A 23,516-nucleotide genomic window follows, 5' to 3' on the forward strand; every position below is an offset into this window, starting at 1 on the left:
AGCTAGAAACGTTGATCGTTTCTAGCTTTTTGCTATTTATCTAAACCGTAAAGATAGTCATCATCTTTCATGGCTTCAACTGTTCCTAGTAAATAGCCATTTCCTACTTGGGAGAAGAAGTCATGGTTGCTAGTTCCTGTCGAAATACCATTCATTACAATCGGGTTCACATCATTGGCTGTATCCGCAAATAAGGGATCCATACCTAAGTTCATTAAAGCTTTGTTGGCGTTGTAACGTAAAAAGGTTTTTACTTCTTCGGTCCAACCTAAGTCATCATATAATTCTTCTGTATAACGTTCTTCGTTTTCGTACAATTCGTAAAGTAAATTATACATCCAGTCTTTTAGTTTATCTTGCTCATCTTCTGGTAATTCATTAAATCCTAATTGGAATTTATAGCCAATATACGTGCCGTGCACTGATTCATCACGGATAATCAATTTAATAATTTCAGCGACGTTCGCTAGTTTATTGTTTCCTAAATAGTAAAGAGGAGTGTAAAACCCAGAATAGAATAAAAACGTTTCTAAAAATACACTAGCAATTTTTTTCTCTAACGGAGTACCGTTTTTATAAATTTCGTTAATCCGTTCTGCTTTATATTGCAGATGTTTGTTGGTATTTGTCCACTCAAAAATATCATCAATCTCTTTTTTTGTATTTAATGTACTGAAGATAGAAGAATAACTTTTGGCATGGACAGATTCCATGAATTGGATGTTATTTAAGACGGCTTCTTCATGGGGCGTCCGCACATCATTTCTCAGTTGATCCATGCCGCTTTCTGATTGAACAGTATCTAATAAAGTTAAACCGCCGAAAACGTAGCCGACAGTAGTTTTTTCTAAATCGGAAAGAGTCCGCCAATCATCTAAGTCATTGGATAACGGAATCCGTGTATCTAACCAAAATTGTTCGGTTAATTTTTCCCAAGTGGATTTATCAATGACGTCTTCAATGGCGTTCCAGTTAATTGCTTCATAATACGTTGCCATGGTTATTCCTCCTGTATGCTGGGACAGCAGTCTGTTTGACTAGTTGTCTCGTTTCTTCGCTTAAAACGTTCTACAGAGTCCAAATAGGAGCGTGCAGCCGTTCTTCTTTGTCCAGTATATCTGAAAATGTCCTGTTTAAAAAGAGAACATTCCTAAAAAATAAGACGCTCAAGCAGAACGCCTTATTTAAGTGCTTTTCATTAAATCACGCAAGACTCACATTGATTGCTGCCAATTTCTTCAGCATCATCTGTAAATGTACGAATATAGTAAATTGATTTAATCCCTTTGTTGAACGCATAATGACGTAAAATGTTTAAGTCACGGGTTGTTTGTTTTGGTGTTTCTTTCCATTCATACAAGCCTTCAGGGATTTCTGAACGCATAAACAAGGTTAAACTCATTCCTTGATCAACGTGTTGTTGCGCTGTTGCGTAGACATCAATCACTTTGCGCATATCCATGTCGTAAGCAGAAGTATAGTAAGGGATTGTATCATTAGCTAAATAAGGCGCTGGATAGTAAATCTTACCAATTTTCTTCTCTTGACGTTCTTCAATCATGCGAGTAATTGGATGAATGCTGGCACTAGTATCATTAATATATGAAATTGAACCATTTGGCGCTACGGCTAAACGATTTTGATGATAAAGACCATCTTTTTTCACAGCATCGCGTAACGCAGCCCAATCTTCAGCCGTTGGAATCTGAATGTCTTTAAAAATTTCTTTCACTTTATCAAATTTTGGTGTAAAGTTGCCTTCAATATATTTATCGAAGTAAGCACCAGAAGCATAATCTGATTTTTCAAAATTGTGGAAGACTTGGTTACGTTCTTTCGCAATTTGATTACTTTCCATTAAAGTCCAGTAATTTAATAACATGAAATAAATGTCTGTAAAGTCTAATGATTCTTCAGAGCCGTATTCCATATGATTTTTAGCGAAGAAGGTGTGTAAGCCCATTGCGCCTAGTCCGATTGTATGGCTTAAACGATTTCCATTTTGGATAGTTGGCACGACATCAATTTCAGAAGCATCTGTTACAAAAGTTAACGCACGCGTCATAGCGCGGACAGATTTTCCAAAGTCAGGACTTTCCATTAAATTAACAATGTTAGTTGAACCTAAGTTACAACTAATATCTGTTCCTAAAACTTCATATTCTTGTTTCCCATTAATAACAGAAGGCGTTTGAACTTGAAGAATTTCAGAACATAAGTTACTCATGATAATCTTGCCATCAATCGGATTGTTTTTGTTAGCTGTATCAATATTGATGATATAAGGATAGCCAGATTCTTGTTGTAATTTAGAAATTTCATTTTCTAAGTCACGGGCTTTAATTTTACGTTTACGTATGTTTGGATTGGCCACTAGGTTATCATATTCCTTGGTAATATCTACATAGGAATAAGGCACACCATATTCACGTTCCACACTATAAGGACTAAATAAATACATATCTTCGTTGTTACGTGTTAATTCGTAAAATTTATCTGGAACAATAACACCAAGAGACAACGTTTTTACACGGATTTTTTCATCAGCGTTTTCTTTTTTAGCAGATAAGAACATTTCAATATCTGGATGGAAGACATTTAGATAAACCACACCAGCACCTTGACGTTGACCTAGTTGGTTAGAGTAGCTAAAGCTATCTTCAAATAATTTCATAACAGGGACAACACCACTTGCTGCGCCATCATAACCTTTGATTGGTGCGCCCGCTTCACGTAAGTTGGAAAGAGTAATTCCTACGCCGCCGCCGATTCGTGATAATTGAAGGGCAGAATTAATTGAACGCCCAATGCTGTTCATATCATCTGTTACTTGAACTAAGAAACAAGAAACCAATTCACCTCGACGTTTACGCCCAGCGTTTAAGAAAGAAGGTGTGGCTGGTTGATACCGTTGATGGATCATTTCATCCGCCAATGTTAAAGCCAACTCTTCATCGCCATCCGCAAAATACAAGGCATTAAAGGCAACACGATCTTCATATGTTTCTAAATACTCTGTTCCGGCGTTGTTCTTTAAAGCGTATTGAGAATAAAATTTATAAGCCGCCATGAAAGACTTGAATTGGAAATGTTGTTCATCTAAGAAAGCATATAATTTTTCAATAAAGTCCATTGAATATTTTTCGATGAATTCAGTTTCAATAAAATCTTCTTTCATTAAAAAGTTGATTTTTTCTTCAGCAGAGCTGAATTTACGTGTATTCGGTTCTACATTTTCTTTAAAGAAGGCTGCGAGTGCTTCTTTATCTTTATTTAAAGGGATTTGACCATCAACAGGACGGTTAATCTCGTTATTCAGTTTGAAATAGCTGACATCTTTAATTTCTTTTAGACTCAATTTCTTCCACTACTTTCTTAAAGGTCTCCACGTCTTCGTCTGTTCCGCTAAACTCAAAGGAGTACAGAAGCGGAACGTGGTAATCGCGGGCAATATCTTTGGCGGTATAGACAAATAATTCAGCAAAATTACGGTTGCCCCCACCAGCTACACCAACTAACAGTTCTTGATTACTTTTATAATCAAGAAAGTCATTCACTACCTCTGTAATTTCTGCATCATAGGTAGGAATGACAAGAATAAAAGGCTCATTTATTTCAAAAAAAGGATTCGCTGGCTCAAGTTCATAAGCAGGCAAATCCAATTTTTTAATAAAGCGCCTTGTTTGACCGGTGACTGAAAAATAAACAAGTTTCATCTTAGCTAGCCAATTGTTTTAATTGGTCTGGACGGAAGCCAACAACGGTTGTTGCTTCAGATGTGATTACCGGTACGCTTTGGAACCCTTGTTCTTTTAACCAGTCGATAGCATCTGGTTGTGCGTCGATATTGATTTCTTCAAAAGCGATGTTATTTTCACTTAGGAAACGTTTCGCCATTTTACATTGGATACAGTTATTTTTTGAAAAGATTTTTACGTTCATTGAAAGTTCCTCCTCTTTTTTTCTACATAGACTAGTATAAATCTATGTAGAAAAAAGTCAACACTTTAACACTATATATTGTGGTGCGTTTTTCTCATAATACTAGTTTTTGTGTTTTTGAAAGAAAAATGAAAACACGTGAATCCTCGTTTTTGGGAGAAAAAACACATTGGTCAGTGTTTGACAAACAAAAAAATTAAAATTTTGAAAGAGAACATTTAGTGAAAAAACACTAAATATTGTGTTGACATTTGAGTTAGGCACAAGAAGAAAAAATAAGCGGATTTGTTATTGAATGAGTGGAATTTTATAATAGCTAGTAACATAAAAAACAAGAACTGACTTTTTTTCAAAAATGGTAACCTGAAAAAGTGTCTCTATATAGAAGGAAAATAGAAGAAAACAGGAGATACATCCAGAAATTCATTGACTTTCCGTGTAAGCAAGCGTATTCTTTTAATTGAGAACGATTCTCATTTTCGTTTGAAACTTTTTCACATGGAGGAAAGTAAATGATTACGTTAGCGCAGGCAGAAGTTGGGAAAGTCTATACAGTCGAAAGCGTCCAAGCAGATGTTCAGACAAAGAAACATCTGAACAATTTAGGCGTCGTTGCAGGCCAAGCAGTTGTCCTTGTCAATTATCAGAATCAAAATGGTATTGTTTTATTACATAATAGTCGAATTGCGCTGACAGATACGATTTTACAAGCGATTCATGTGGAGGAGCGCTCGGCGAATGAGAAAGTTTGGGTCTCCTTAGATACCTTGAAAGTTGGAGAACGCGCTACAATAGTAGGGATCCACGGACAAGGAGCGGTGAAACGTCGCTTGATGGACATGGGCTTAACAAAAGGAACAGTAATTTTTATTCGCAAAGTAGCTCCTTTAGCTGATCCAATTGAAATCAATGTACGTGGCTACGAATTAACGTTACGAAAAAGTGAAGCGGAACTAATCTTGGTTGAAAAGGAGGAAAGCGAATGACTCAGCAAATTGCACTAGCCGGCAACCCTAATAGCGGTAAAACGACAACGTTCAATATGTTAACAGGAGCCAACCAATATGTTGGAAACTGGCCAGGGGTGACTGTGGAACGCAAAGAGGGGGTGGCAAAGAAAGATAAGACACTCATTATTCAAGATTTGCCAGGGATTTACTCTCTTTCTCCTTATACGCCTGAAGAAATTGTGGCACGAGATTATCTTTTGGAGGACCAACCTTCAGTGATTTTGAATATTCTCGATGTGACCAATTTGGAACGGAATCTTTATTTAACAACACAATTAATTGAAACTGGATTACCGGTTGTTTGTGCGTTAAATATGATGGATTTGTTGGAAAAAAACGGCCAAACATTGAATAGTGAAAAGTTAAGTTATGGCTTAGGCGTGCCTGTTGTTGAGATTAGTGCTTTGAAGAATCGTGGGTTGGATCATGCTTTAAAACAAAGTAAGCAGCGAGCGAATGCCATAGAGACAGAGGTTATTTATCCTTCTTATGATAATCGCTTAGAAGCAGCACTTGCTGAAATTGTTGATATTTTAGGGAATACTGTTCCTGAAACGCAACAGCGTTGGTATAGTTTAAAACTTTTTGAACGAGATGTTCGAACCAAAGAGCAATTATTATTGAGTTCTTTTCAAGAAAAAGAAATTGAAGAAGTCATTCAAATTACTGAAAAAATCTTTCAAGATGAAAGTGAAGCGATTATCATTAATGAACGCTATGCCTTTATTGCTCGATTAATTGCTTTGTGTGCGACGAAAAAAACAGAAATGACATTTACTCACAGTGATAAGATTGACCGAGTGGTAACCAATCGGTGGTTGGCGTTGCCAATCTTTGCGTTTGTGATGTGGTTAGTCTATTACTTATCTATTCAAACGGTTGGTACAATGGGGACAGACTGGTTAAATGATGTCTTTTTTGGGGAATGGGTTCCTCAATTTGTGGGAAATTGGTTGGCGCAATGGCAAGTAGCGCCATGGATGCAAAGTTTAATTTTAGATGGGATCATTGCAGGTGTTGGGGCGGTGTTAGGATTTTTACCACAACTGGCCGTCCTGTTTTTATGTTTAGGTTTTTTAGAAGATTGTGGCTATATGGCCCGGATTGCCTTTGTCATGGATCGCTTGTTTCGGAAATTCGGCCTATCTGGTAAGTCGTTTATTCCAATGTTAATTGCGACAGGTTGTGGGGTCCCAGGCGTGATGGCTAGTCGAACGATTGAAAACGAACGCGATCGGCGAATGACTATTATGGTCACGACTTTTATGCCATGTTCGGCGAAGTTGCCAATTATCGCTCTGATTGCAGGTGCATTTTTTCCTAACCAAAGTTGGGTCTCGCCCTCTGCTTATTTCTTAGGGGTTGCTTCCATTGTGTTATCAGGAATTGCTTTAAAAAAGACCAAGCATTTTTCGGGAGATCCAGCACCATTCATTATGGAACTTCCCGCCTATCATTTGCCACAGCTTAGAAGTGTGGTTCGGCATGCCTATGAACGATGTCGCTCATTTGTAAAAAAAGCAGGTACGATTATTTTTGTTTCCAGTATTCTCATTTGGTTCATGTCACATTATTCTGTGACGTTTCAACCCGTTCCAGAAAGTCAAAGTATTCTAGCATTTCTAGGTAAAGGGTTGGCGGTGCTATTTATCCCATTAGGCTGGGGTAATTGGCAAGGGGCAGTTGCCACAATTACAGGATTGATAGCGAAAGAAAATATTATTGGTACCTTAGGCATTTTATTTGGCAATGTGAAAGATGTTTCTGAAAACGGGGTAGAAGTCTGGGGCGCACTGCAACACACCTTTACGCCAGTCGCGGCCTATTCGTTCTTAACTTTTAACTTATTATGTGCACCTTGTTTTGCTGCAATTGGCGCAATTCGTCGTGAAATGGGAGACCTCAAATGGACATTAGGAGCCATTGGTTATCAATGCGGTTTGGCTTATATGGTTAGTTTTGTGATTTATCAATTGGGCCATGTGTTAGTCGAAAAAGGCACACTAACTCTGGGGACTTTTTTAGCGATGGGTGTTGTTTTAGCTGGATTTTATTTCCTTATAAGAAAACCAAAGCCAGGCAAAGAAAGTGTCCAAGCAATCACTTCTTTAGAAAGAGGGTAATAACGGATGGCAACAATTATTTTATCCATTTTAATTTTTGGAACAGCAGGAATCATCACCTATCGACGAATCAAAAAAGGGGAAAGTTGTGAAGATTGTCAAACAGCTTGTCCTGTAAAAAAAGAACAATCTTCACAAGAATAACAACTGAAAAAAATTCCCTCTTGTATAAATAATAGCGGAGTGCTACAATATTGAGGTAGCTGAAAAGCTATTTTATACAACGGGGGCATAGCTCAGTTGGTTAGAGCATCTGACTCTTAATCAGAGGGTCTAGGGTTCGAATCCCTATGCCCCCATTGGGTGCCAAACCCACGAGAACGGTATTCTGTCGGCGTCTTAGGACGTTTCGAAGACGGAGTACGCGTTCTCTTTTTTTGCGCTTTGTCAAATAATGTTGGTAAAGAGAAATTGTAGAATCCTGTCGAGACCAGAGGAGAAAATCCTCTGGATTTTTTTGTATGTATTGAAAACCACCGGCTATGCAGGTGGTTCAGGTACGATTGTTGTATTTTTTGTATGAAGCAGCGAGACTTCCTGCATGCTGAATGGTTGATATTAAATAATAGGCTGAGAGAAACAACAGTTTTTGCTGCATATCTACCTATTTGATAGGTCGTTTTTCTGTTGAGATTACGATAACTATTACAAATATGTTGTTCGCGCTCGCTAAGAAAAGCGATAGGGAATAATAAGCTTTTTGGAAACTGGGTTGGACTCCAACTTTAGTGAAAGAATGTGTGAGTTAAGCAACGCTTTGTTTTCTCCTTGCTATTTTATGAACAGGTGTATCTCTAGACAAAATAATTTAAAAAAGTTGTAGGCATTTCATATTACCTGTTATTTTATTTTATAACATTTAAAGTGTAAACATTACTAAAAATTTGTCTATGGAGTCATAACAATTTTCCGCTTTTACTTATTTAATTTACATTCCTGTTCCTTTAAACTATATACATGGTATTTCATTATTTGTAAATTTAAAATGATTTTATGAAGCGAGTACTAATATATAAGGAGGAAAAGCATGCAGAATCAGGTGTATTTAATAAACAGTGATCAAGAGCAATTTAAAAAGGAAAATAGTTCGGATGTAGCTGTAGATAAAGTTCCAGGTAGAGGGACTGTTGTGTTGACATTTATGTCTGCTAGAATATGTAATTTCGGTTGTACATATTGCTTTGCTTAAGAAAGAAAAAAATGAAGAAGTAAAAGAATTTTTACATGAAAATAGTACGATTAGCTACGAAAAAATGAGAACCATATTAAGTAAGCATAATTTGTGTACATACCCAAATACAAATAGTCAAAGTAATATCGTGTTTGAGTTGAATAGTCGGAAACTCTTTATTTGCTATTCAAAAAAGAATTGAGAGAGTGACTAAAGGCATATATTATTTAAATTTATTGTTGATAGCTGTAATGTTAATTGGATTTCCAATTATTATTAAATTTCCAGTTCAACTAATGGATTCTTACATAAGCCAGATAAATTTTTCAACTTTAAATGTGACTACTGTATACTGATGTTTTTCTCATTATGCTTATTTATCATTACAAATAATTGGTGGTTTGGTTATATAGCTCTTCTTAATATAGGGTATCTTTTTAGTAGTTTATTACCGCTATCAACGAGTGATGGATACCATATTTTTACAATCATATATGGTAGTGAAGGGACAAGATGGCAGTTATTGTTGCTTCTTGCAGGAGTAATAAAAAAAAAGACCTCAATTTTATAAAAATTTCAAAACAAAAAAATGATTGGATTGTTTCTTTATTTTATTCTTTCATATGTTATTGGTATTGCAGGGATTTTTTCTATTATACGTATAACATTGAATTATCTAAACGTATTTGGATTTAGTTCAACAGTACTAAGCATTTTCGTCTATGTAATGGCATTTATAAGTCTAATACAAGTACTTCTTTCTTTTAAGAAAGCATTAAAATCTTTTTGAAGACATTATGAAGGATGTGAGAAATATGTGGATATATATTCGAGAAAATTTTAAAAAAAATAGTAGTAAGTTTCTTTTCATCATATTGATATTTTTTGTAACAATGCTGCTATTGACATTTTCTTTAGGAGTTATTTATACAATAAACTACAGAATTGAAAATGAGTTAGCAGACTATTTATTAAAAAAAGACTTTAAAAATATGAAATTATTTTTACAATTAGGGACGGGAGTTCTTGTAGGTTTTTCTTTATTTATTATTTATAATACATACTCGATTGTTATTCAAGGGAGAAAGAAAGAATTCCAACTGCTATATAAGTTAGGTATGAAATACAAAAAAATTCAGCAGATTTTAAGTATTGAAAGCTTTCTGCTAAGTTCTGTTACAGCCGTTATTGGACTTTTCACAGGCATAGTGTTTTCAAGAGTATTTTTGTCTAATTATCAAGACATGAAGGTCGAACATATTCCAATTTATATTTATCTACTAGTTATTGTTTCTGCAATTTTATTTTTTATATGGTGCGGTTCAAAAAATCTAAAAAGTATGAATATCGAAGTAGAAAGTAAACAGAAAGAAGGCAGCACGTTTAAGTCTCAACCTACTATTAAAGAAAAATTTTTATTTAGAATTAAGTTAGCTTTAGGTATTATCCTTTTGATTGTTTCAATTGTTAGTGGATACACAACTATGAAAATAATTTTACTATTTACAGGTTTAATCTTGATTTTTGATCCGTTAATAGCAGGGACCTTGGCGTCTCTTCGTTTTTTGTCGCTCCGTTTTAACCGACTTTCTTTGTTCGTTGCTGTGGAAGAAAATTGCTGGAATATTAAAAGAATCAGCTCATTAATATCTACATTGGCCTTTTCAGTTATGCTTCTAGTAGGAATGTTAACCTTTTTTCATTCTGTCAAGGAAGCTGTTGTACAAAAGGTAGATGAGACCTATAGATTTGAACATATACTTGTGATGAATGAATTATCTGAGGTCAAAGAAGAAAAAGTTAAGGCTTATTTGCAGAACTTATATCCACATGCAACTTTTGAGATTGCTTTAAGTATGGAGATTGAAAAAGAAAATAATGAAAACACTTTGATTTTGACAGGCGTTTCTTCTAACTTCAAAAATATTCAAGTGTTAGAAATGGAAAAAGAGTTTAATATTAAAGATTTTGATTTAAATAATGATAGTTTGAATGTATTATTTCCGTCACAGTTAGCTGAAAAATCAAAGATCAAACGTAATCAAGTCATAGATTATTCCTTTGATAAAGACAAATCTATAAAAATTAGTCCGAAAGATTTTTATCAGCCGTTGGATCTACAACAAGTGTTTACATCCAAATCTGCTTTAACAGAGTATTTATTTGGAAAGGATGTTAAAGGAATTTACAACACAATCTATTTGAATCGGCTGAGTGATGAAGAAATAAAAGAATTCACAAAGTATTTATCTATTGAAAATTATAACTTAATGAATATTGGTGATCTAAAAGATAAATACAAAAATCAAGCAATTAAACAAACTGAAATGATTGAAGCATTTATTTATGCGCTGATCTTTTTCAGTGGAGCAATCATATTAAATATGTTTATTCTTTCAATTAGTTCTAGACAAAGAATATACAAAGGATTGTTAATTATGGGGATGAAAAGAAAAGCTTTGCTAATCAGTATGTTAATAGAAATGTCTATTATCTATATTTTAGGTGTTGTTTTAGGTTGGCTTTTCGGGCTTACATTTGCTGAAGGTGGGATTAAGATGATGGAAGAAGTTATTGTATTCAAACCTGTCATTAATATTCCTTACTTGCAAGTATGTTCAATATTAGTTGTTATCTATTTGATACTTGTCTTGGGGATTATTTTAATTTCTAGAGTTATTTTAAAAGAAAAAAATAGGAAGTAAGAATCTGAATAGGAAGGTGAAAATATGATTGAACTAAAGTCTGTCGAAAAGGAATACGGAATAAATGGACACTCTCAGCAAGTTCTAAATGGTATAACAATTACTTTGGAGAAAGGTAATATTTATGCTTTAGTGGGACCGTCTGGCTCAGGTAAATCTACTTTGCTGAACATTATTGGTGGGTTAATTCATCCCACTAAAGGGGAAGTGAAAATAGGGGATAAGAACATCACAGAATTTAATAGTAATCAATTAGCTGAATTACGTACTAATGATATTGGATTCATTTTCCAAGATTTTAATTTGATTCCCTTTCTAAATGTAAAAGAAAACATTCTTTTCTCGCTTCGTTTAAAAGGTGAAAAGATTGAAAATCATTCAGATAATTATGAACAGCTAGTCAATTGGTTAGGAATTAAGAAGATTGAAGAAAAATATATAAATGAAATTTCTGGTGGTGAGCAACAACGTACGGCAATTGCCCGTTGTTTACTAATGGAACCTAAAATTATTTTGGCTGATGAACCTACAGGTAATTTAGATAAAAAAATACAGATGCATTCTTGAAATTGATTCGAACGCTTCCATTTATGGAAAACAAGGTTTTTATTATTGTAACACATGATGAATCTGTAGAGCGATTCTGTGATCAAGTTTTTAAATTAGAAGAAGGACAAATCATAACTTAGGATATTTTAATTTTTTATGGGATATCAAAAAAAGAAGGAAGTAGGAATAAAAAATGTTTTTACATGATTTTGATTTCGAAGATTTGGACAGTATTGAAGAAGTTATTACACCAAATAAAGGTTCAGTAACTTGTTGCTAGAGATTTGAATTTTTGCGAGGGCTTAGGAGTGTTCTTCTTGGCCCTTTTAATATTGTCTTTTTAAATAAAAAAAATGAAGTTATAGAAAAATAATAGACGAATAGTCTTGTCAAAGTTTTATCTATTCTTTAGACATGAAACTAAAAAAGATTATTTGTCAACTAATTAGTATTAAATTAATTAGTAATGAGCGGCAGTGTGTGTTAATATGTATAGTATAAATAAGACTTAGATTGAATTGCTCAGATGAATTAGAAATAGAATATAGTAGAACTTAATGTACTATGTATTCCTGTTTTATGATTTAGTTCGCAGAATGTTAGTGAAATCCCGGTCATTTTTTAATCTTCATTACTTTTTATCACTTAGATATTAGAGTGATGATTTTTTTATAAGTTCTGTCTGATTTATACTTCAAGTAAGAATAATTATCTTAGTTGAATAGAAAGCGTTATTATAATTTAATGTAAGCGTTTTTTAATGTGGGAAGATTTGTCAGTATATTAAGTACTTAAAAAATATGTTATATCCGATTATTTTCTAGTATTTTTTCTTATAATACATATTGCGTTTAGGCTCATATCTCTCCATGGATTTAGTTAGACTTAACTAAATAATAGTGGAGATAACGCTTGCCTTGTTTGACTATAGGTGTGTTTCCGTATTAAGAGTTACTTAATTGATTTAGTCATTAATGAAAACCAGCATGTTTCGCTAACTTGGTTTTATCGGAAAAACGGTTAAAGAATCAATTTCAGGGAGTAAATCAGCGATATAAAAAGGATTGCTTCATGGAATGCTGGTTAAATATTGATATTCAGGGAATATAACGACTAAATCATCAATGGTTTTGTACAAATACCTAATTAGTTTATCTAGACTTTGTATTTTTTTGCTAAAAAACACTTAAGCCAAGGTCTACGAGTCCTGATAAACCTATCCTAAACGATAAGAACTATGAATGGGTCAAAATATCTTTCGCAATTTCTTCGGGATTTCGCCAATTTAATTATTTTCAAATGATACTTCTTTTGGCACAGATAATGTTGGATTGTCTGTCATAAAGCGAACATCTAATTTCTCGGAACTAACATCTAAACCGACAAAAAGTTTGCTGTGAAAGGATCTTATCATTATTTACTCGGAATTTGCATAGGTACTGTAAGATACCTCGAAATTGCGTTGCTTAACGACAGCTTTGCTCGAATTCATTGAGTTTCTCTCATTAGGCTAGCCGCCTAATCTCTACTAGAGGTGGACTCAGCTAATTTGTTGGAGGCTATACCAATGATCTAGGCAAATTTTATATTACAGACTAGCTGCAAGGAGAGCTAACATCTTCTCGTAAGTTTTTTCTAAGACTTGTTATTCAGGAATGTTACACAGTATCTAAGTAAAAACCGTTATTTTTATTAAAAAAATTGGGGGATAGTTCATAAGATAGAATGAAGGGATAAGCATTCTCTCAAAATATATATTACGAGGAGAAAGTACTTGGTGGATAAGCGAAAGAAAGTTGGAATTGGTTTGAAATGGTTGGTTACCATATCATATATTGTTATTTACTCAGCCTTTATGGAAAAAGAAATGAGCTTCCTAAGTTTACTATGCAGTATATATATCATTTTTTTAGGAAGTTTTGTCTATATAAAGCTCCCCCAAAAACTATATTCATTATCTTTTTTTTCATTAACTTTCTATTTGGGTTGGACAGTGTTATTGGTTTACTCGGATATATGGGTTCTAAAGCTAGTAGGACTATTTCTTTTATGTTGCCATCCATTAACCCTTTATCTGTTTTTGTATTCCTTTATACATATAGATGATAAGAAAAAACTTAATAAAAATCGTATTCTTCTATGTTGTGTTTCACTATACAGCTATTTGGCTCTGTTACTTGATTTTTATGTAGGACCTACTTTGATCTTGTTAATGATTTCGTCAATTACTGTCAATTATTTAACAATTATTAAAGAAAAGAAATTTTTTTTTAGTGCACTAAAATATAAAGTTTTGATTACTTCATTACTACTCTCTTTTGTACTACTTATCTTATTTTATTTTATATGCCTGCTTTCCCCAGAGTTATCTTTTTATAACTGGGATAAAATTACCATACTAGTTACTATTTTACCAACTGGTGTAGTTTATATTCTCGTTAAGGAAAGAGAGATTATATTATCTGAAAAATTTCTGTTAGTGTTTTGTATCTTATTGTATAGTTCATTTTTCTTCTTAATTCTAGAAGTAATTGGTATTGTTCTCTGGAAAAGTTTCATTTTGACTATTCTTTTTACCCTAGTATGTTATTTGACTCATCTATCAATAAATGCAATACGTTCAAATAAAGTAAAACAATTAAAAAATAATTTTAGGAATTTAAACAACGAAAAGTTAGAAGTACTAGATCAAGTTACATACTCGCAATTTCTCAATAATGTATCTGAATTATTGCTCGACAAATTAGAAGAATTAACTGCGAGCCAAAGACTAGCTGTATTTGTTGAATCAAAAGAAGGGTGTTATTTGCTATGTCAAAAAGGCGAAGCAGTTTTTAATTCACTAAAAAAAGAGATTCATTTACTAAAAAAACAAAAACAAAAAATTAAGTTTCGAAAAAAAGAATATACCTGTATACCCATAATAATCTCTGGATATACAGTTTGGATTTTCTTTGAAAACAATGACAATGATATTGATTTGAAATCTATACATAAAACTGTAGAACAACATGGAACCTTGATAATTACCGTAAGATTACTTCACTTAAATAGCAAAAGTTATGTGAAAGATCCAATAGAGGTCTGTCAATTGTTAAGAATCAAGCTATTTAATAGTATGGAGATTGAGAAGAAAAATTACGCTAATTATCTTCACGATAACATACTCCAGTCTGTTATTGGACTCCATACTTTAATATCAAATTTGTCAGGAGATGTCATGGTTATGGATTTAATTAATGAGGAGTTTTCAAAATTAGTTAGTTCCATACGTTCTGAAATCTTTAACACGTATCCATCAACGCTTTACCATCTTACTTTTAAAGAAAACTTACAAATATTAATTGATGATTTTAACAAAAAATATCCGAAGACAGAGTTTATATTGGATTATAGTATTGAGGAAATAATACCACAGCATGTTATTGCTCCACTATATCGGATCGTGAAAGAGTTAAATGAAAATATTGGAAAACACGCAGATGCTGAAATAGGAAAAGTAACAGTTGAAATAGACAACGCTGAGATTCAGTTGATAGTAGAAGACGATGGAGTAGGGGTTGGCAATATTTTAGAGTTTGAAAAATCGTTAATTCAGACGAATGATCACATCGGCCTACTTTCGATAAAAAATGACATTAATTGGCTGAATGGTTCATTTAAGATGTTGTCTTTACCAGGTCCAAACAGCGGTACGAAAGTTTGGGTCACTATTCCTTGTATGAAGGGAGAGCAATATGAAAATATTACTAGTTGATGACCATAAATTGATTGGGAAAAGTCTCGAGATGACTTTAAAAAACTATGCAGATGTTAAAGAGTTTAGATATATTTCAGATCCAATCACGGTTTTTGAAATGATTGAAACATATCGACCATCGATAATTTTGATGGATATTCACATGGGTATGTTCAATGGCTTGGAATTGGGAGAAGAAGTGTTGAGAAAAACAAAAACAAAATTAGTTTTTTTATCTGGATTTGATTTAGCAGAGTATAGAGATAAAGCAATTGGTATCGGAGCTAATGGCTTTTTAGACAAACATATAGCGGTTGACTCTTTGATTGAGAATTTGAAAAAAATAAGCTATGAAGACAAAAAAATATTTCCTCAAACAAGTAGACATGATTTAAAGCACAACCTAATTACTCCTCGAGAAAAAGAAGTATTAAGAATTTTATCGCAAGGAGTAAAACAATCAGCAATAGCTTCCAAAATGAATATTACTGACCGAACTCTTCGTAACTATGTTTATTCCATCAATGAAAAGTTAGAAACAAATTCTGCAATTGCTTCAGTTGTTAAAGCAATTGAACTGGGTATTATAAATGTACGCCTTCAATAATAAATTTTGTTGGAATAAACAGAATTTAGTGTGTTGTATTCTTATAACAAATTTATTATTGTAATTTCAGATTATCTGTTAGAAGTAGATATTCAGAGAATTACAACTTTAAATTGTACTAATGTAGTAACTTCTTTTTTTGGACATTAAAAGAAGCCTATGGCAAGTTCCTCGGAGTAAGGCTAGATTTTAGCTATATGAAAAATTAATCAATGGAACTTCATTGAAGCTACCAAAATCAGTTAGTAACTTTATTGCTGATACCTGAAAAACTAATAAAAAACTAGTATATTTTGTTTCTGGCAGTTCAGGTAATAAAAAAGTTGAAAAATTTTTCAGGCTAAAAAAGCGAATTTACCAAAAAGCGCACTTTTTGGTTCCTATGAAACGAAAAAGTACGTACTATACAGCATGTACGGCACGGTATATGATGATATCAGAAAACGTTAAAGGAGCGAATCAAATGATTACATCACTAGCAGATACAGTAACATTAAACAACGGCACTAAAATTCCAGGAATGGGTCTCGGGGTATTCCAAATACCAGATGAAGAGACAGCAAAAGTGGTCGAAGAAGGGATTATCAATGGTTATCGTTTAATCGATACAGCGCAAATCTATGGCAATGAATCTGGCACAGGAGCGGGAATTAAAGCAGGCTTAGCGGCAACTGGTTTGAACCGTGAGGACTTATTTGTTACCTCGAAAGTTTGGAACGCGCATATTTCCTATGATGAAACAATTCAAGCTTTCAATGATAGTTTGGAACGTTTAGGTTTAGATTATTTAGATTTGTATTTAATTCATTGGCCAGGAAATAATTCTTACAAAGAATCATGGCAAGCTTTAGAAACTTTATACGCCGAAGGAAAAGTGAAAGCAATTGGTGTCAGCAACTTCCAAGTTCATCATTTAGAAGATTTACTTTCTTATGCAAAAGTTGTTCCGGTAATTAACCAAGTGGAACTACATCCAAAATTGGATCAAAAAGAAGTGCGTGATTTCTGTGAAAAACATGATATCAAAGTCCAAGCTTGGTCACCATTGATGCAAGGTCAATTATTATCGAACGAAACCATTTTGGCGATTGCTGAGAACCATAATAAATCAGCAGCCCAAGTGATTTTACGTTGGGATATTCAACAAGATATCTTATTAGCCGTGAAATCTGTCCACAAAGAACGGATGATTAGCAATGCAGCGGTCTTTGATTTTGAACTAAGTGCAGATGAAATGGCACAAATTAACCAATTGAATGAATCGTTACGTGTGGGACCAGATCCAGACACGTTTGATTTCTAAAAATTAATTAGGAGGAGATACAATGAGTGAAGCAGTTAAAGGTTTTTCAGTAGTCAACCACGTGGGGATTACAGTCAGTAATTTGGATGAATCAGTGAAGTTTTATGAAGCATTAACAGGAACAAAAATCGCAAATCGTGATGAAATTGGTGGAAAACGGATGGCCCAAACACAAGGGTTAGATGATACATTAATCAAGTATGCCAATGTGCATCTAGAAAACATCAATATTGATTTATTAGAATATGTTAAACCAAAATCAGAAAAAGCTTCTTATTCCAACGAACAAATTAGTGCAATGCATATGTGTTTCGAAGTGGAAGATATTGATGCAGCTGTTGCACGTTTAAGAGCGATTGGCGTAGAACCTGATGGAGAGCCGATTACATTCCAAGAAGAAGATGGCTTGAAGAGCGGTTTTGGTACAGGTGTCGCTTACTTTACCGATCCAGATGGTACAAATTTAGAATTGATTGCTCCTAAAGGTCCATTTACACGAAATTAAGTTAAAAGACTTTCAAACAAACATCAAAAAGAACCCCTCATTCTAGTTACTGGTACTAGAATGAAGGGTTCTTTTTATTTTTTGAGACAGAAGCAGCTAAAGAAAAGATATTCCAAATCCGTAATTGATGGTATACTAAAACATAACAAATAAAGGAGGAAGACAATTGATTCTTAGCGTCTTAACAGTTATTTATTTTATTAATGCAATTATTGCGGGAATTACCATTTTGTTAAAACCTCGAGATGTAGCAGCAATTTGGGCATGGCTACTCGTACTGATTGCTCTACCCGTTTTTGGTTTTTTCTTATATTTATTCTTTGGGCGCGGTTTAACCGACAAAAAGAAATTTTATTTGCAACAAAGTGATTTACGGGAATTAGAGAATTTCCAGAATTTCCAAGAAGAAAGTTTTGAACTTTATAGTCAAAAGATGCCGACGGAGGAGCAACAACAGTTTACAGACTTTTTTTCCTCGTTAAATAGGATGCCTCTGACTAAGAAAAATGATGTTGAAATTTTTACGGATGGTACGGAAAAATTCAATGCGTTGATGGCGGACATAAAAAAAGCTCAGCACTCCATTCATATTGAATATTATGCCTTTGTAACGGATCATATCGGCACCAAAATTTTGAACTTATTAGAAGAAAAGGCGGCTGAAGGGGTTGAAGTGCGGTTGCTTTACGATGCCTTTGGCTCAAAGGGCACCAAGGTTCATCATTTGAATGAATTGAAAAAAAACGGCGGTTTTGTCCAAACATTTATTACTTCTCAAAAAGCACTTTTGAAGTTTCGTTTGAATTATCATGATCACCGGAAAATTGTTGTTATTGACGGAAAAGTAGGCTACATTGGCGGCTTTAATGTTGCCGATCAATATGCCGGAACGACTAAAAAGTTTGGCTATTGGCGGGATACGCATTTACGGATTCAAGGGCCAGCAGCCTCATTACTGCAAATGCGTTTTTTAATGGATTGGAACGTCTCTTCCCCCGAGAAAAATCGTGTGGCGTATCAATTGGATTATTTCTTTAAACTTGAAGCATTGGTGCCAGAGGCAAATACATCCATTCAGATGATTGCCAGTGGTCCTAACAGTGACCGTGAACAAATTAAATTGGCCTTTATTAAATTGATTACTTCTGCCAAGAAAAGAGTCTGGATTCAAACGCCGTATTTAGTTCCTGATGATAGTGTCTTGGCTGCTTTAAAGGTTGCTGCGGCTTCAGGAGTAGATGTTAAAATTATGATTCCAGATAAGCCCGACCATCCGTTTATTTATCGAGCAACACAGTATTACGGCCGCTTATTGATGAAAGAAAATATTGAAATTTTAATTTATAACGGTGGTTTCTTACATGCGAAAACAATGATTATGGATGATGAAGTCTGCACAGTTGGTTCAGCCAATCAAGATATCCGAAGTTACAAATTAAACTTTGAAGCAAATGCTGTGTTATATGATAAAAAAATCATTGATCAATTAGAAGCAATTTTCTTAGAAGATCGAAAAAAATGTACAACAATGACTCCAGAAGTTGTTCGCGATATGTCAAAATGGTTGATTTTTAAACAACAAATTTCACGATTATTTTCACCAATTCTTTAAAACTGTTTTTCACAAAATGACGAACTTCTGATCCGAAGTTCGTCATTTTTCTTCGGGAATTTTATAAAAGTATAGAAAATCACAAAAAAAGTCAAAAAAATTTTAAAGAATATTTTTTAAATTTTTTCGTTATTTTTTTATCTGTAGTTGCTGTTAAAATAAATAAATCTTATTGTGAATTCGTTATTTTATTTTTGTGAAAAAGGGACATCTTTTATAAAAGTAAAAAAAATTAAGCAAAGAGTGTTGACAAAAAAAACGAAAAGGAATATGCTACATGTACAAGTTAAATACAAAGCAATGACAGAAAAGCAGTAGAGAAATAACCACTGTTACAGAAAGCTAGTGGCGCTGGAAACTAGTACACGTTATTTATCGAATTACATTCTTGAGCTTCTGCCTACAGGGCACGGGTAACAGCGTTATTTGTTAAGAGGTATATAGTATTTTAAATAAACTAAACTATGTATAAATTTGGGTGGTACCACGAGAAATTCGTCCCTAAGTCGTTTTGACGGCTTAGGGATTTTTTGTATTCTTTTTTTGAATACGTGGCAGACCAAAGAAAATTTCGTGAACCCGTGTATACATAGAAATAAACACGGGATATCGTGTAAAAACAAGTGTGTTAATCGTTTATTTCGTTAAATGAACGATTTCCTATAAAGAGATAATTATAAATATGGAGGGTGATAACATGAATATCATTGACGAGCTAGCATGGCGTGATGCAATCAATCAACAAACAAACGAAGAAGGACTAAGAGAACTTACAGAAAATACGAGCATTTCGCTATATTGCGGTGTCGATCCAACTGGAGATAGCATGCATATTGGACATTTAATTCCTTTTATGATGATGAAACGATTCCAATTAGCAGGTCATCACCCATACATTTTAATTGGTGGCGGAACTGGAACAATTGGTGACCCAAGTGGACGAACAACCGAACGTGTCTTACAAACGATGGAAGCTGTGCAACATAATGTGGACAGTCTTTCAAACCAAATGAAAAAATTATTTGGTAAAGATGCTGAGGTAACAATGGTGAACAACTACGATTGGTTATCAGAACTATCTTTATTAGATTTTTTAAGAGATTACGGGAAAAACTTTAATGTCAACACGATGTTGGCAAAAGACATTGTCGCTAGTCGTTTAGAAAGTGGCATTTCCTTTACAGAATTCACATACCAAATTCTTCAATCAATTGACTTTTACACATTGCATAAAAAACATAATATTCAATTGCAAATTGGTGGCGCTGATCAATGGGGCAATATCACTGCAGGATTAGATTTGATTCGTAAAAAAGAAGGACCAGAAGCCAAAGTATTCGGGTTAACCATTCCTTTAATGCTAAAAGCAGATGGTACAAAATTTGGGAAAACAGCGGGTGGCGCTATCTGGTTAGATCCTAAGAAAACCTCACCATTTGAATTCTACCAATTCTGGTTAAACCAAGATGATCGTGATGTCATCAAATACTTGAAATTCTTTACTTTCTTAGATAAAGAAGAAATCGATGCGTTAGCTGAAAAAGTTGAAAAAGAACCAGGTAAACGTGAAGCACAAAGACGCTTAGCTGAAGAAGTGACACGATTTGTTCACGATGATGCAGCATTAGAAGAAGCGCAAAAAATTTCAGAAGCTCTTTTCTCAGGCAATATTAAAGACTTAACGATTGAGGAAATCGAGCAAGGGTTAGAACATGTGCCAACTGTTGAAATTACCAAAGATGCTAAAAACATCGTAGATTGGTTAGTTGACACAGAAATCGAACCATCAAAACGTCAAGCTCGCGAAGATGTGAGCGGAGGAGCTATAAGTATTAACGGTGACCGAGTTACCGATTTAGATTTTGCAGTCGATCCAACACAACATTTCGATGGAAAATTCGTTGTTGTACGGAAAGGGAAGAAAAATTACTTTTTAGCAAAAGTAATGGATTAGAAATTGATAATAATTTCACGAAGAGAAGACGTGTGATTATTTGATCAAAGTTAAAATTCTATTTCTCCTTACAGGTAGTGGTGAAACCGTTAATACACCTAATAAGAGTGGGATTGTACACACAATCCCACTCTTATTTTTTTATATAATGGTTCTGACAAGACACCTTGTGAAAAAATTATAAAATTAAAGAGCTATGATAACCATTGTTATTTTTCTTCTTTACACTTTAGCCGTTTGGGTGTAAGTTGTGAATGCAAAATCTAATTCATTAAAATTTGTAAGGAGGAATTTTCGTATGAAAAACGAAAAATTAGCAAAAGGCGAAATGAACCTTAATGCACTATTCATTGGGGACAAAGCCGAAAACGGACAATTATATAAAGACTTGTTGATCGACTTAGTAGATGAACATTTAGGATGGCGTCAAAACTACATGCCACAAGACATGCCAGTTATCTCTTCTCAAGAACGCACATCTGAAAGCTACGAAAAAACTGTCAACCATATGAAAGATGTATTGAATGAAATCTCTTCTCGCATGCGTACACATTCAGTTCCATGGCATACAGCAGGTAGATATTGGGGACATATGAACTCAGAAACATTAATGCCTTCTCTATTAGCTTATAACTTTGCAATGCTATGGAACGGGAACAACGTTGCCTATGAATCTTCTCCAGCAACTTCTCAAATGGAAGAAGAAGTAGGACATGAATTTGCTCACTTGATGAGCTACAAAAATGGTTGGGGACACATCGTTGCTGATGGTTCTTTAGCTAACTTAGAAGGCTTATGGTATGCCCGTAACATTAAATCATTACCATTTGCTATGAAAGAAGTAAAACCAGAATTAGTTGCTGGCAAATCAGATTGGGAACTATTGAACATGCCAACAAAAGAAATTATGGACTTATTAGAATCAGCTGAAGATGAAATTGATGAAATCAAAGCTCATTCAGCTCGTTCAGGTAAACATTTACAAGCAATCGGTAAATGGTTAGTTCCACAAACTAAACACTATTCTTGGTTAAAAGCTGCTGATATTATCGGTATCGGTTTAGATCAAGTTATCCCAGTACCAGTTGACCATAACTACCGTATGGATATCAACGAATTAGAAAAAATCGTTCGTGGCTTAGCAGAAGAACAAATTCCAGTGCTAGGTGTTGTCGGTGTAGTTGGTTCTACTGAAGAAGGTGCCGTTGACTCAATCGATAAAATTATTGCTTTACGCGATGAATTAATGAAAGACGGTATTTACTATTATGTACACGTTGATGCTGCTTATGGTGGTTATGGACGTGCCATCTTCTTAGACGAAGACAACAACTTCATTCCTTACGAAGATTTACAAGATGTTCACGAAGAATATGGTGTCTTCAAAGAGAAAAAAGAACACATTTCAAGAGAAGTGTATGATGCATATAAAGCAATCGAATTAGCAGAATCAGTAACAATTGACCCTCATAAAATGGGTTATATCCCTTATTCAGCTGGTGGTATCGTTATCCAAGATATCCGTATGCGCGACGTTATTTCTTACTTCGCAACTTACGTATTTGAAAAAGGTGCCGATATTCCTGCGTTACTAGGTGCTTATATCCTTGAAGGTTCAAAAGCTGGTGCAACAGCTGCTTCTGTATGGGCTGCACATCACGTTTTACCTTTAAACGTTGCAGGTTATGGTAAATTAATTGGTGCTTCAATTGAAGGATCACATCATTTCTATAACTTCTTGAATGATTTAACATTCAAAGTTGGCGACAAAGAAATCGAAGTCCACACATTAACTCATCCAGACTTCAACATGGTTGACTATGTGTTTAAAGAAAAAGGCAACGATGATTTAGTAGCAATGAACAAATTAAACCATGATGTATATGACTATGCATCATACGTTAAAGGAAATATTTACAACAACGAATTCATTACTTCACATACTGACTTTGCTATTCCAGATTATGGCAACAGCCCATTAAAATTTGTAAACAGCTTAGGATTTAGTGACGAAGAATGGAACCGTGCAGGTAAAGTAACTGTGTTACGTGCTGCTGTAATGACTCCATACATGAACGATAAAGAAGAATTTGATGTTTACGCTCCTAAGATTCAAGCTGCTTTACAAGAAAAATTAGAACAAATTTACGACGTAAAATAATTGAATCTTAAACGGAAAAAAGAAATGGTAACCGAACGAGGGAACGTTGGTCTGGTTGATTTATTCAAGAGATAAATCAACCAGACGGCTAACCTCTTAACCAATTCTTTGTCTGGGTAAGAGGCAGTCGAATGA

The 23,516-nt window shown here is 34.2% G+C and carries 18 protein-coding genes, 1 tRNA gene and 1 other annotated feature; of the genes, 14 read left to right on the forward strand and 5 right to left on the reverse strand.

What is annotated here, in order from left to right; genetic code table 11:
* Positions 1–32: 32 nt before the first annotated feature.
* The 4 genes from nrdF to IGK82_RS01855 form a co-directional block, all read right to left on the reverse strand.
* The gene (gene nrdF, locus IGK82_RS01840; protein ID WP_002355357.1) at positions 33–998 is read right to left on the reverse strand and encodes a class 1b ribonucleoside-diphosphate reductase subunit beta; all 966 of its coding nucleotides are present in this window, start codon (positions 996–998) and stop codon (positions 33–35) included.
* A gap of 200 nt (positions 999–1,198) precedes the next feature.
* Positions 1,199–3,358 (reverse strand): class 1b ribonucleoside-diphosphate reductase subunit alpha, encoded by a 2,160-nt coding sequence (gene nrdE / locus IGK82_RS01845; protein WP_002355358.1) that lies wholly within the window; start codon positions 3,356–3,358, stop codon positions 1,199–1,201.
* A complete protein-coding gene (nrdI, locus tag IGK82_RS01850; RefSeq protein WP_002355359.1) occupies positions 3,339–3,716 on the reverse strand; it encodes a class Ib ribonucleoside-diphosphate reductase assembly flavoprotein NrdI in 378 nt (125 codons plus the stop codon). Before nrdI ends, nrdE begins: the two co-directional genes overlap by 20 nt.
* A gap of 1 nt (position 3,717) precedes the next feature.
* The gene (locus tag IGK82_RS01855) at positions 3,718–3,942 is read right to left on the reverse strand and encodes a redoxin NrdH (RefSeq protein WP_002355360.1); all 225 of its coding nucleotides are present in this window, start codon (positions 3,940–3,942) and stop codon (positions 3,718–3,720) included.
* Between the two features lie 512 nt (positions 3,943–4,454).
* Here IGK82_RS01855 and IGK82_RS01860 point away from each other — a divergent pair.
* The 7 genes from IGK82_RS01860 to IGK82_RS01890 all read left to right on the forward strand — a co-directional run bounded on the left by IGK82_RS01860 (position 4,455) and on the right by IGK82_RS01890 (position 11,518).
* On the forward strand, positions 4,455–4,928 hold the full coding sequence (locus tag IGK82_RS01860; protein WP_002355361.1) for a ferrous iron transport protein A: 474 nt from the start codon (positions 4,455–4,457) through the stop codon (positions 4,926–4,928).
* Positions 4,925–7,075, forward strand: coding sequence for a ferrous iron transport protein B (gene feoB / locus IGK82_RS01865; RefSeq protein WP_002355363.1), 2,151 nt, complete (start codon positions 4,925–4,927; stop codon positions 7,073–7,075). The genes IGK82_RS01860 and feoB overlap by 4 nt, the downstream gene beginning before the upstream one ends.
* Before the next feature lie 6 nt (positions 7,076–7,081).
* Positions 7,082–7,219 carry a hypothetical protein gene (locus IGK82_RS01870; protein ID WP_002355364.1) on the forward strand — a complete coding sequence of 46 codons (138 nt, stop codon included), beginning with the start codon at positions 7,082–7,084 and terminating at the stop codon, positions 7,217–7,219.
* A gap of 81 nt (positions 7,220–7,300) precedes the next feature.
* A tRNA-Lys gene (locus tag IGK82_RS01875) sits at positions 7,301–7,374 on the forward strand.
* 728 nt (positions 7,375–8,102) lie between these two features.
* Positions 8,103–8,264 (forward strand): hypothetical protein, encoded by a 162-nt coding sequence (locus tag IGK82_RS01880; RefSeq protein ID WP_002366123.1) that lies wholly within the window; start codon positions 8,103–8,105, stop codon positions 8,262–8,264.
* 779 nt (positions 8,265–9,043) lie between these two features.
* A complete protein-coding gene (locus tag IGK82_RS01885; protein ID WP_016622652.1) occupies positions 9,044–10,951 on the forward strand; it encodes an FtsX-like permease family protein in 1,908 nt (635 codons plus the stop codon).
* Positions 10,952–10,975: 24 nt separating this feature from the next.
* Positions 10,976–11,518 carry an ABC transporter ATP-binding protein gene (locus IGK82_RS01890; protein WP_224993976.1) on the forward strand — a complete coding sequence of 181 codons (543 nt, stop codon included), beginning with the start codon at positions 10,976–10,978 and terminating at the stop codon, positions 11,516–11,518.
* Between the two features lie 1,267 nt (positions 11,519–12,785).
* On the opposite strand, the gene IGK82_RS01895 is transcribed toward IGK82_RS01890, so the two are convergent.
* On the reverse strand, positions 12,786–12,914 hold the full coding sequence (locus tag IGK82_RS01895) for a hypothetical protein (protein ID WP_002401971.1): 129 nt from the start codon (positions 12,912–12,914) through the stop codon (positions 12,786–12,788).
* 363 nt (positions 12,915–13,277) lie between these two features.
* Between IGK82_RS01895 and IGK82_RS01900 the strand changes: the two genes are divergently transcribed.
* From IGK82_RS01900 to tdc, 7 genes are all read left to right on the forward strand, one after another.
* Complete coding sequence (locus tag IGK82_RS01900) at positions 13,278–15,257, forward strand: sensor histidine kinase (protein WP_080120744.1); 1,980 nt, start codon at positions 13,278–13,280, stop codon at positions 15,255–15,257.
* Complete coding sequence (locus IGK82_RS01905; RefSeq protein ID WP_002361211.1) at positions 15,238–15,846, forward strand: response regulator transcription factor; 609 nt, start codon at positions 15,238–15,240, stop codon at positions 15,844–15,846. The genes IGK82_RS01900 and IGK82_RS01905 overlap by 20 nt, the downstream gene beginning before the upstream one ends.
* 427 nt (positions 15,847–16,273) lie before the next feature.
* Positions 16,274–17,149, forward strand: coding sequence for an aldo/keto reductase (locus IGK82_RS01910; RefSeq protein WP_002390484.1), 876 nt, complete (start codon positions 16,274–16,276; stop codon positions 17,147–17,149).
* A gap of 22 nt (positions 17,150–17,171) precedes the next feature.
* Positions 17,172–17,654, forward strand: a complete 483-nt coding sequence (locus IGK82_RS01915) for a VOC family protein (RefSeq protein WP_002355441.1) — start codon at positions 17,172–17,174, stop codon at positions 17,652–17,654.
* A gap of 166 nt (positions 17,655–17,820) precedes the next feature.
* A complete protein-coding gene (gene cls / locus IGK82_RS01920) occupies positions 17,821–19,266 on the forward strand; it encodes a cardiolipin synthase (RefSeq protein WP_002361214.1) in 1,446 nt (481 codons plus the stop codon).
* Positions 19,267–19,557: 291 nt separating this feature from the next.
* Positions 19,558–19,772, forward strand: a binding site (T-box leader).
* Between the two features lie 191 nt (positions 19,773–19,963).
* Positions 19,964–21,220 (forward strand): tyrosine--tRNA ligase, encoded by a 1,257-nt coding sequence (gene tyrS, locus IGK82_RS01925; RefSeq protein ID WP_002355444.1) that lies wholly within the window; start codon positions 19,964–19,966, stop codon positions 21,218–21,220.
* Positions 21,221–21,518: 298 nt separating this feature from the next.
* Positions 21,519–23,381 (forward strand): tyrosine decarboxylase, encoded by a 1,863-nt coding sequence (gene tdc / locus IGK82_RS01930; RefSeq protein ID WP_002355450.1) that lies wholly within the window; start codon positions 21,519–21,521, stop codon positions 23,379–23,381.
* Positions 23,382–23,516: the final 135 nt, after the last annotated feature.

It is taken from the genome of Enterococcus sp. AZ197, assembly GCF_050556405.1.
Classification (GTDB): domain Bacteria; phylum Bacillota; class Bacilli; order Lactobacillales; family Enterococcaceae; genus Enterococcus; species Enterococcus faecalis.

Excerpts from the sequence above, each read along its gene's own strand:
- feoB (WP_002355363.1), top strand. The coding sequence starts at position 4,925 with ATGACTCAGCAAATTGCACTAGCCGGCAACCCTAATAGCGGTAAAACG.
- tdc (WP_002355450.1), top strand. The coding sequence starts at position 21,519 with ATGAAAAACGAAAAATTAGCAAAAGGCGAAATGAACCTTAATGCACTA.
- IGK82_RS01880 (WP_002366123.1), top strand. The coding sequence starts at position 8,103 with ATGCAGAATCAGGTGTATTTAATAAACAGTGATCAAGAGCAATTTAAA.
- nrdF (WP_002355357.1), bottom strand. The coding sequence starts at position 998 with ATGGCAACGTATTATGAAGCAATTAACTGGAACGCCATTGAAGACGTC.
- IGK82_RS01870 (WP_002355364.1), top strand. The coding sequence starts at position 7,082 with ATGGCAACAATTATTTTATCCATTTTAATTTTTGGAACAGCAGGAATC.
- IGK82_RS01910 (WP_002390484.1), top strand. The coding sequence starts at position 16,274 with ATGATGATATCAGAAAACGTTAAAGGAGCGAATCAAATGATTACATCA.
- IGK82_RS01895 (WP_002401971.1), bottom strand. The coding sequence starts at position 12,914 with ATGATAAGATCCTTTCACAGCAAACTTTTTGTCGGTTTAGATGTTAGT.
- IGK82_RS01885 (WP_016622652.1), top strand. The coding sequence starts at position 9,044 with ATGAAGGATGTGAGAAATATGTGGATATATATTCGAGAAAATTTTAAA.
- IGK82_RS01860 (WP_002355361.1), top strand. The coding sequence starts at position 4,455 with ATGATTACGTTAGCGCAGGCAGAAGTTGGGAAAGTCTATACAGTCGAA.
- IGK82_RS01855 (WP_002355360.1), bottom strand. The coding sequence starts at position 3,942 with ATGAACGTAAAAATCTTTTCAAAAAATAACTGTATCCAATGTAAAATG.
- IGK82_RS01905 (WP_002361211.1), top strand. The coding sequence starts at position 15,238 with ATGAAAATATTACTAGTTGATGACCATAAATTGATTGGGAAAAGTCTC.
- IGK82_RS01890 (WP_224993976.1), top strand. The coding sequence starts at position 10,976 with ATGATTGAACTAAAGTCTGTCGAAAAGGAATACGGAATAAATGGACAC.
- nrdI (WP_002355359.1), bottom strand. The coding sequence starts at position 3,716 with ATGAAACTTGTTTATTTTTCAGTCACCGGTCAAACAAGGCGCTTTATT.
- IGK82_RS01915 (WP_002355441.1), top strand. The coding sequence starts at position 17,172 with ATGAGTGAAGCAGTTAAAGGTTTTTCAGTAGTCAACCACGTGGGGATT.
- tyrS (WP_002355444.1), top strand. The coding sequence starts at position 19,964 with ATGAATATCATTGACGAGCTAGCATGGCGTGATGCAATCAATCAACAA.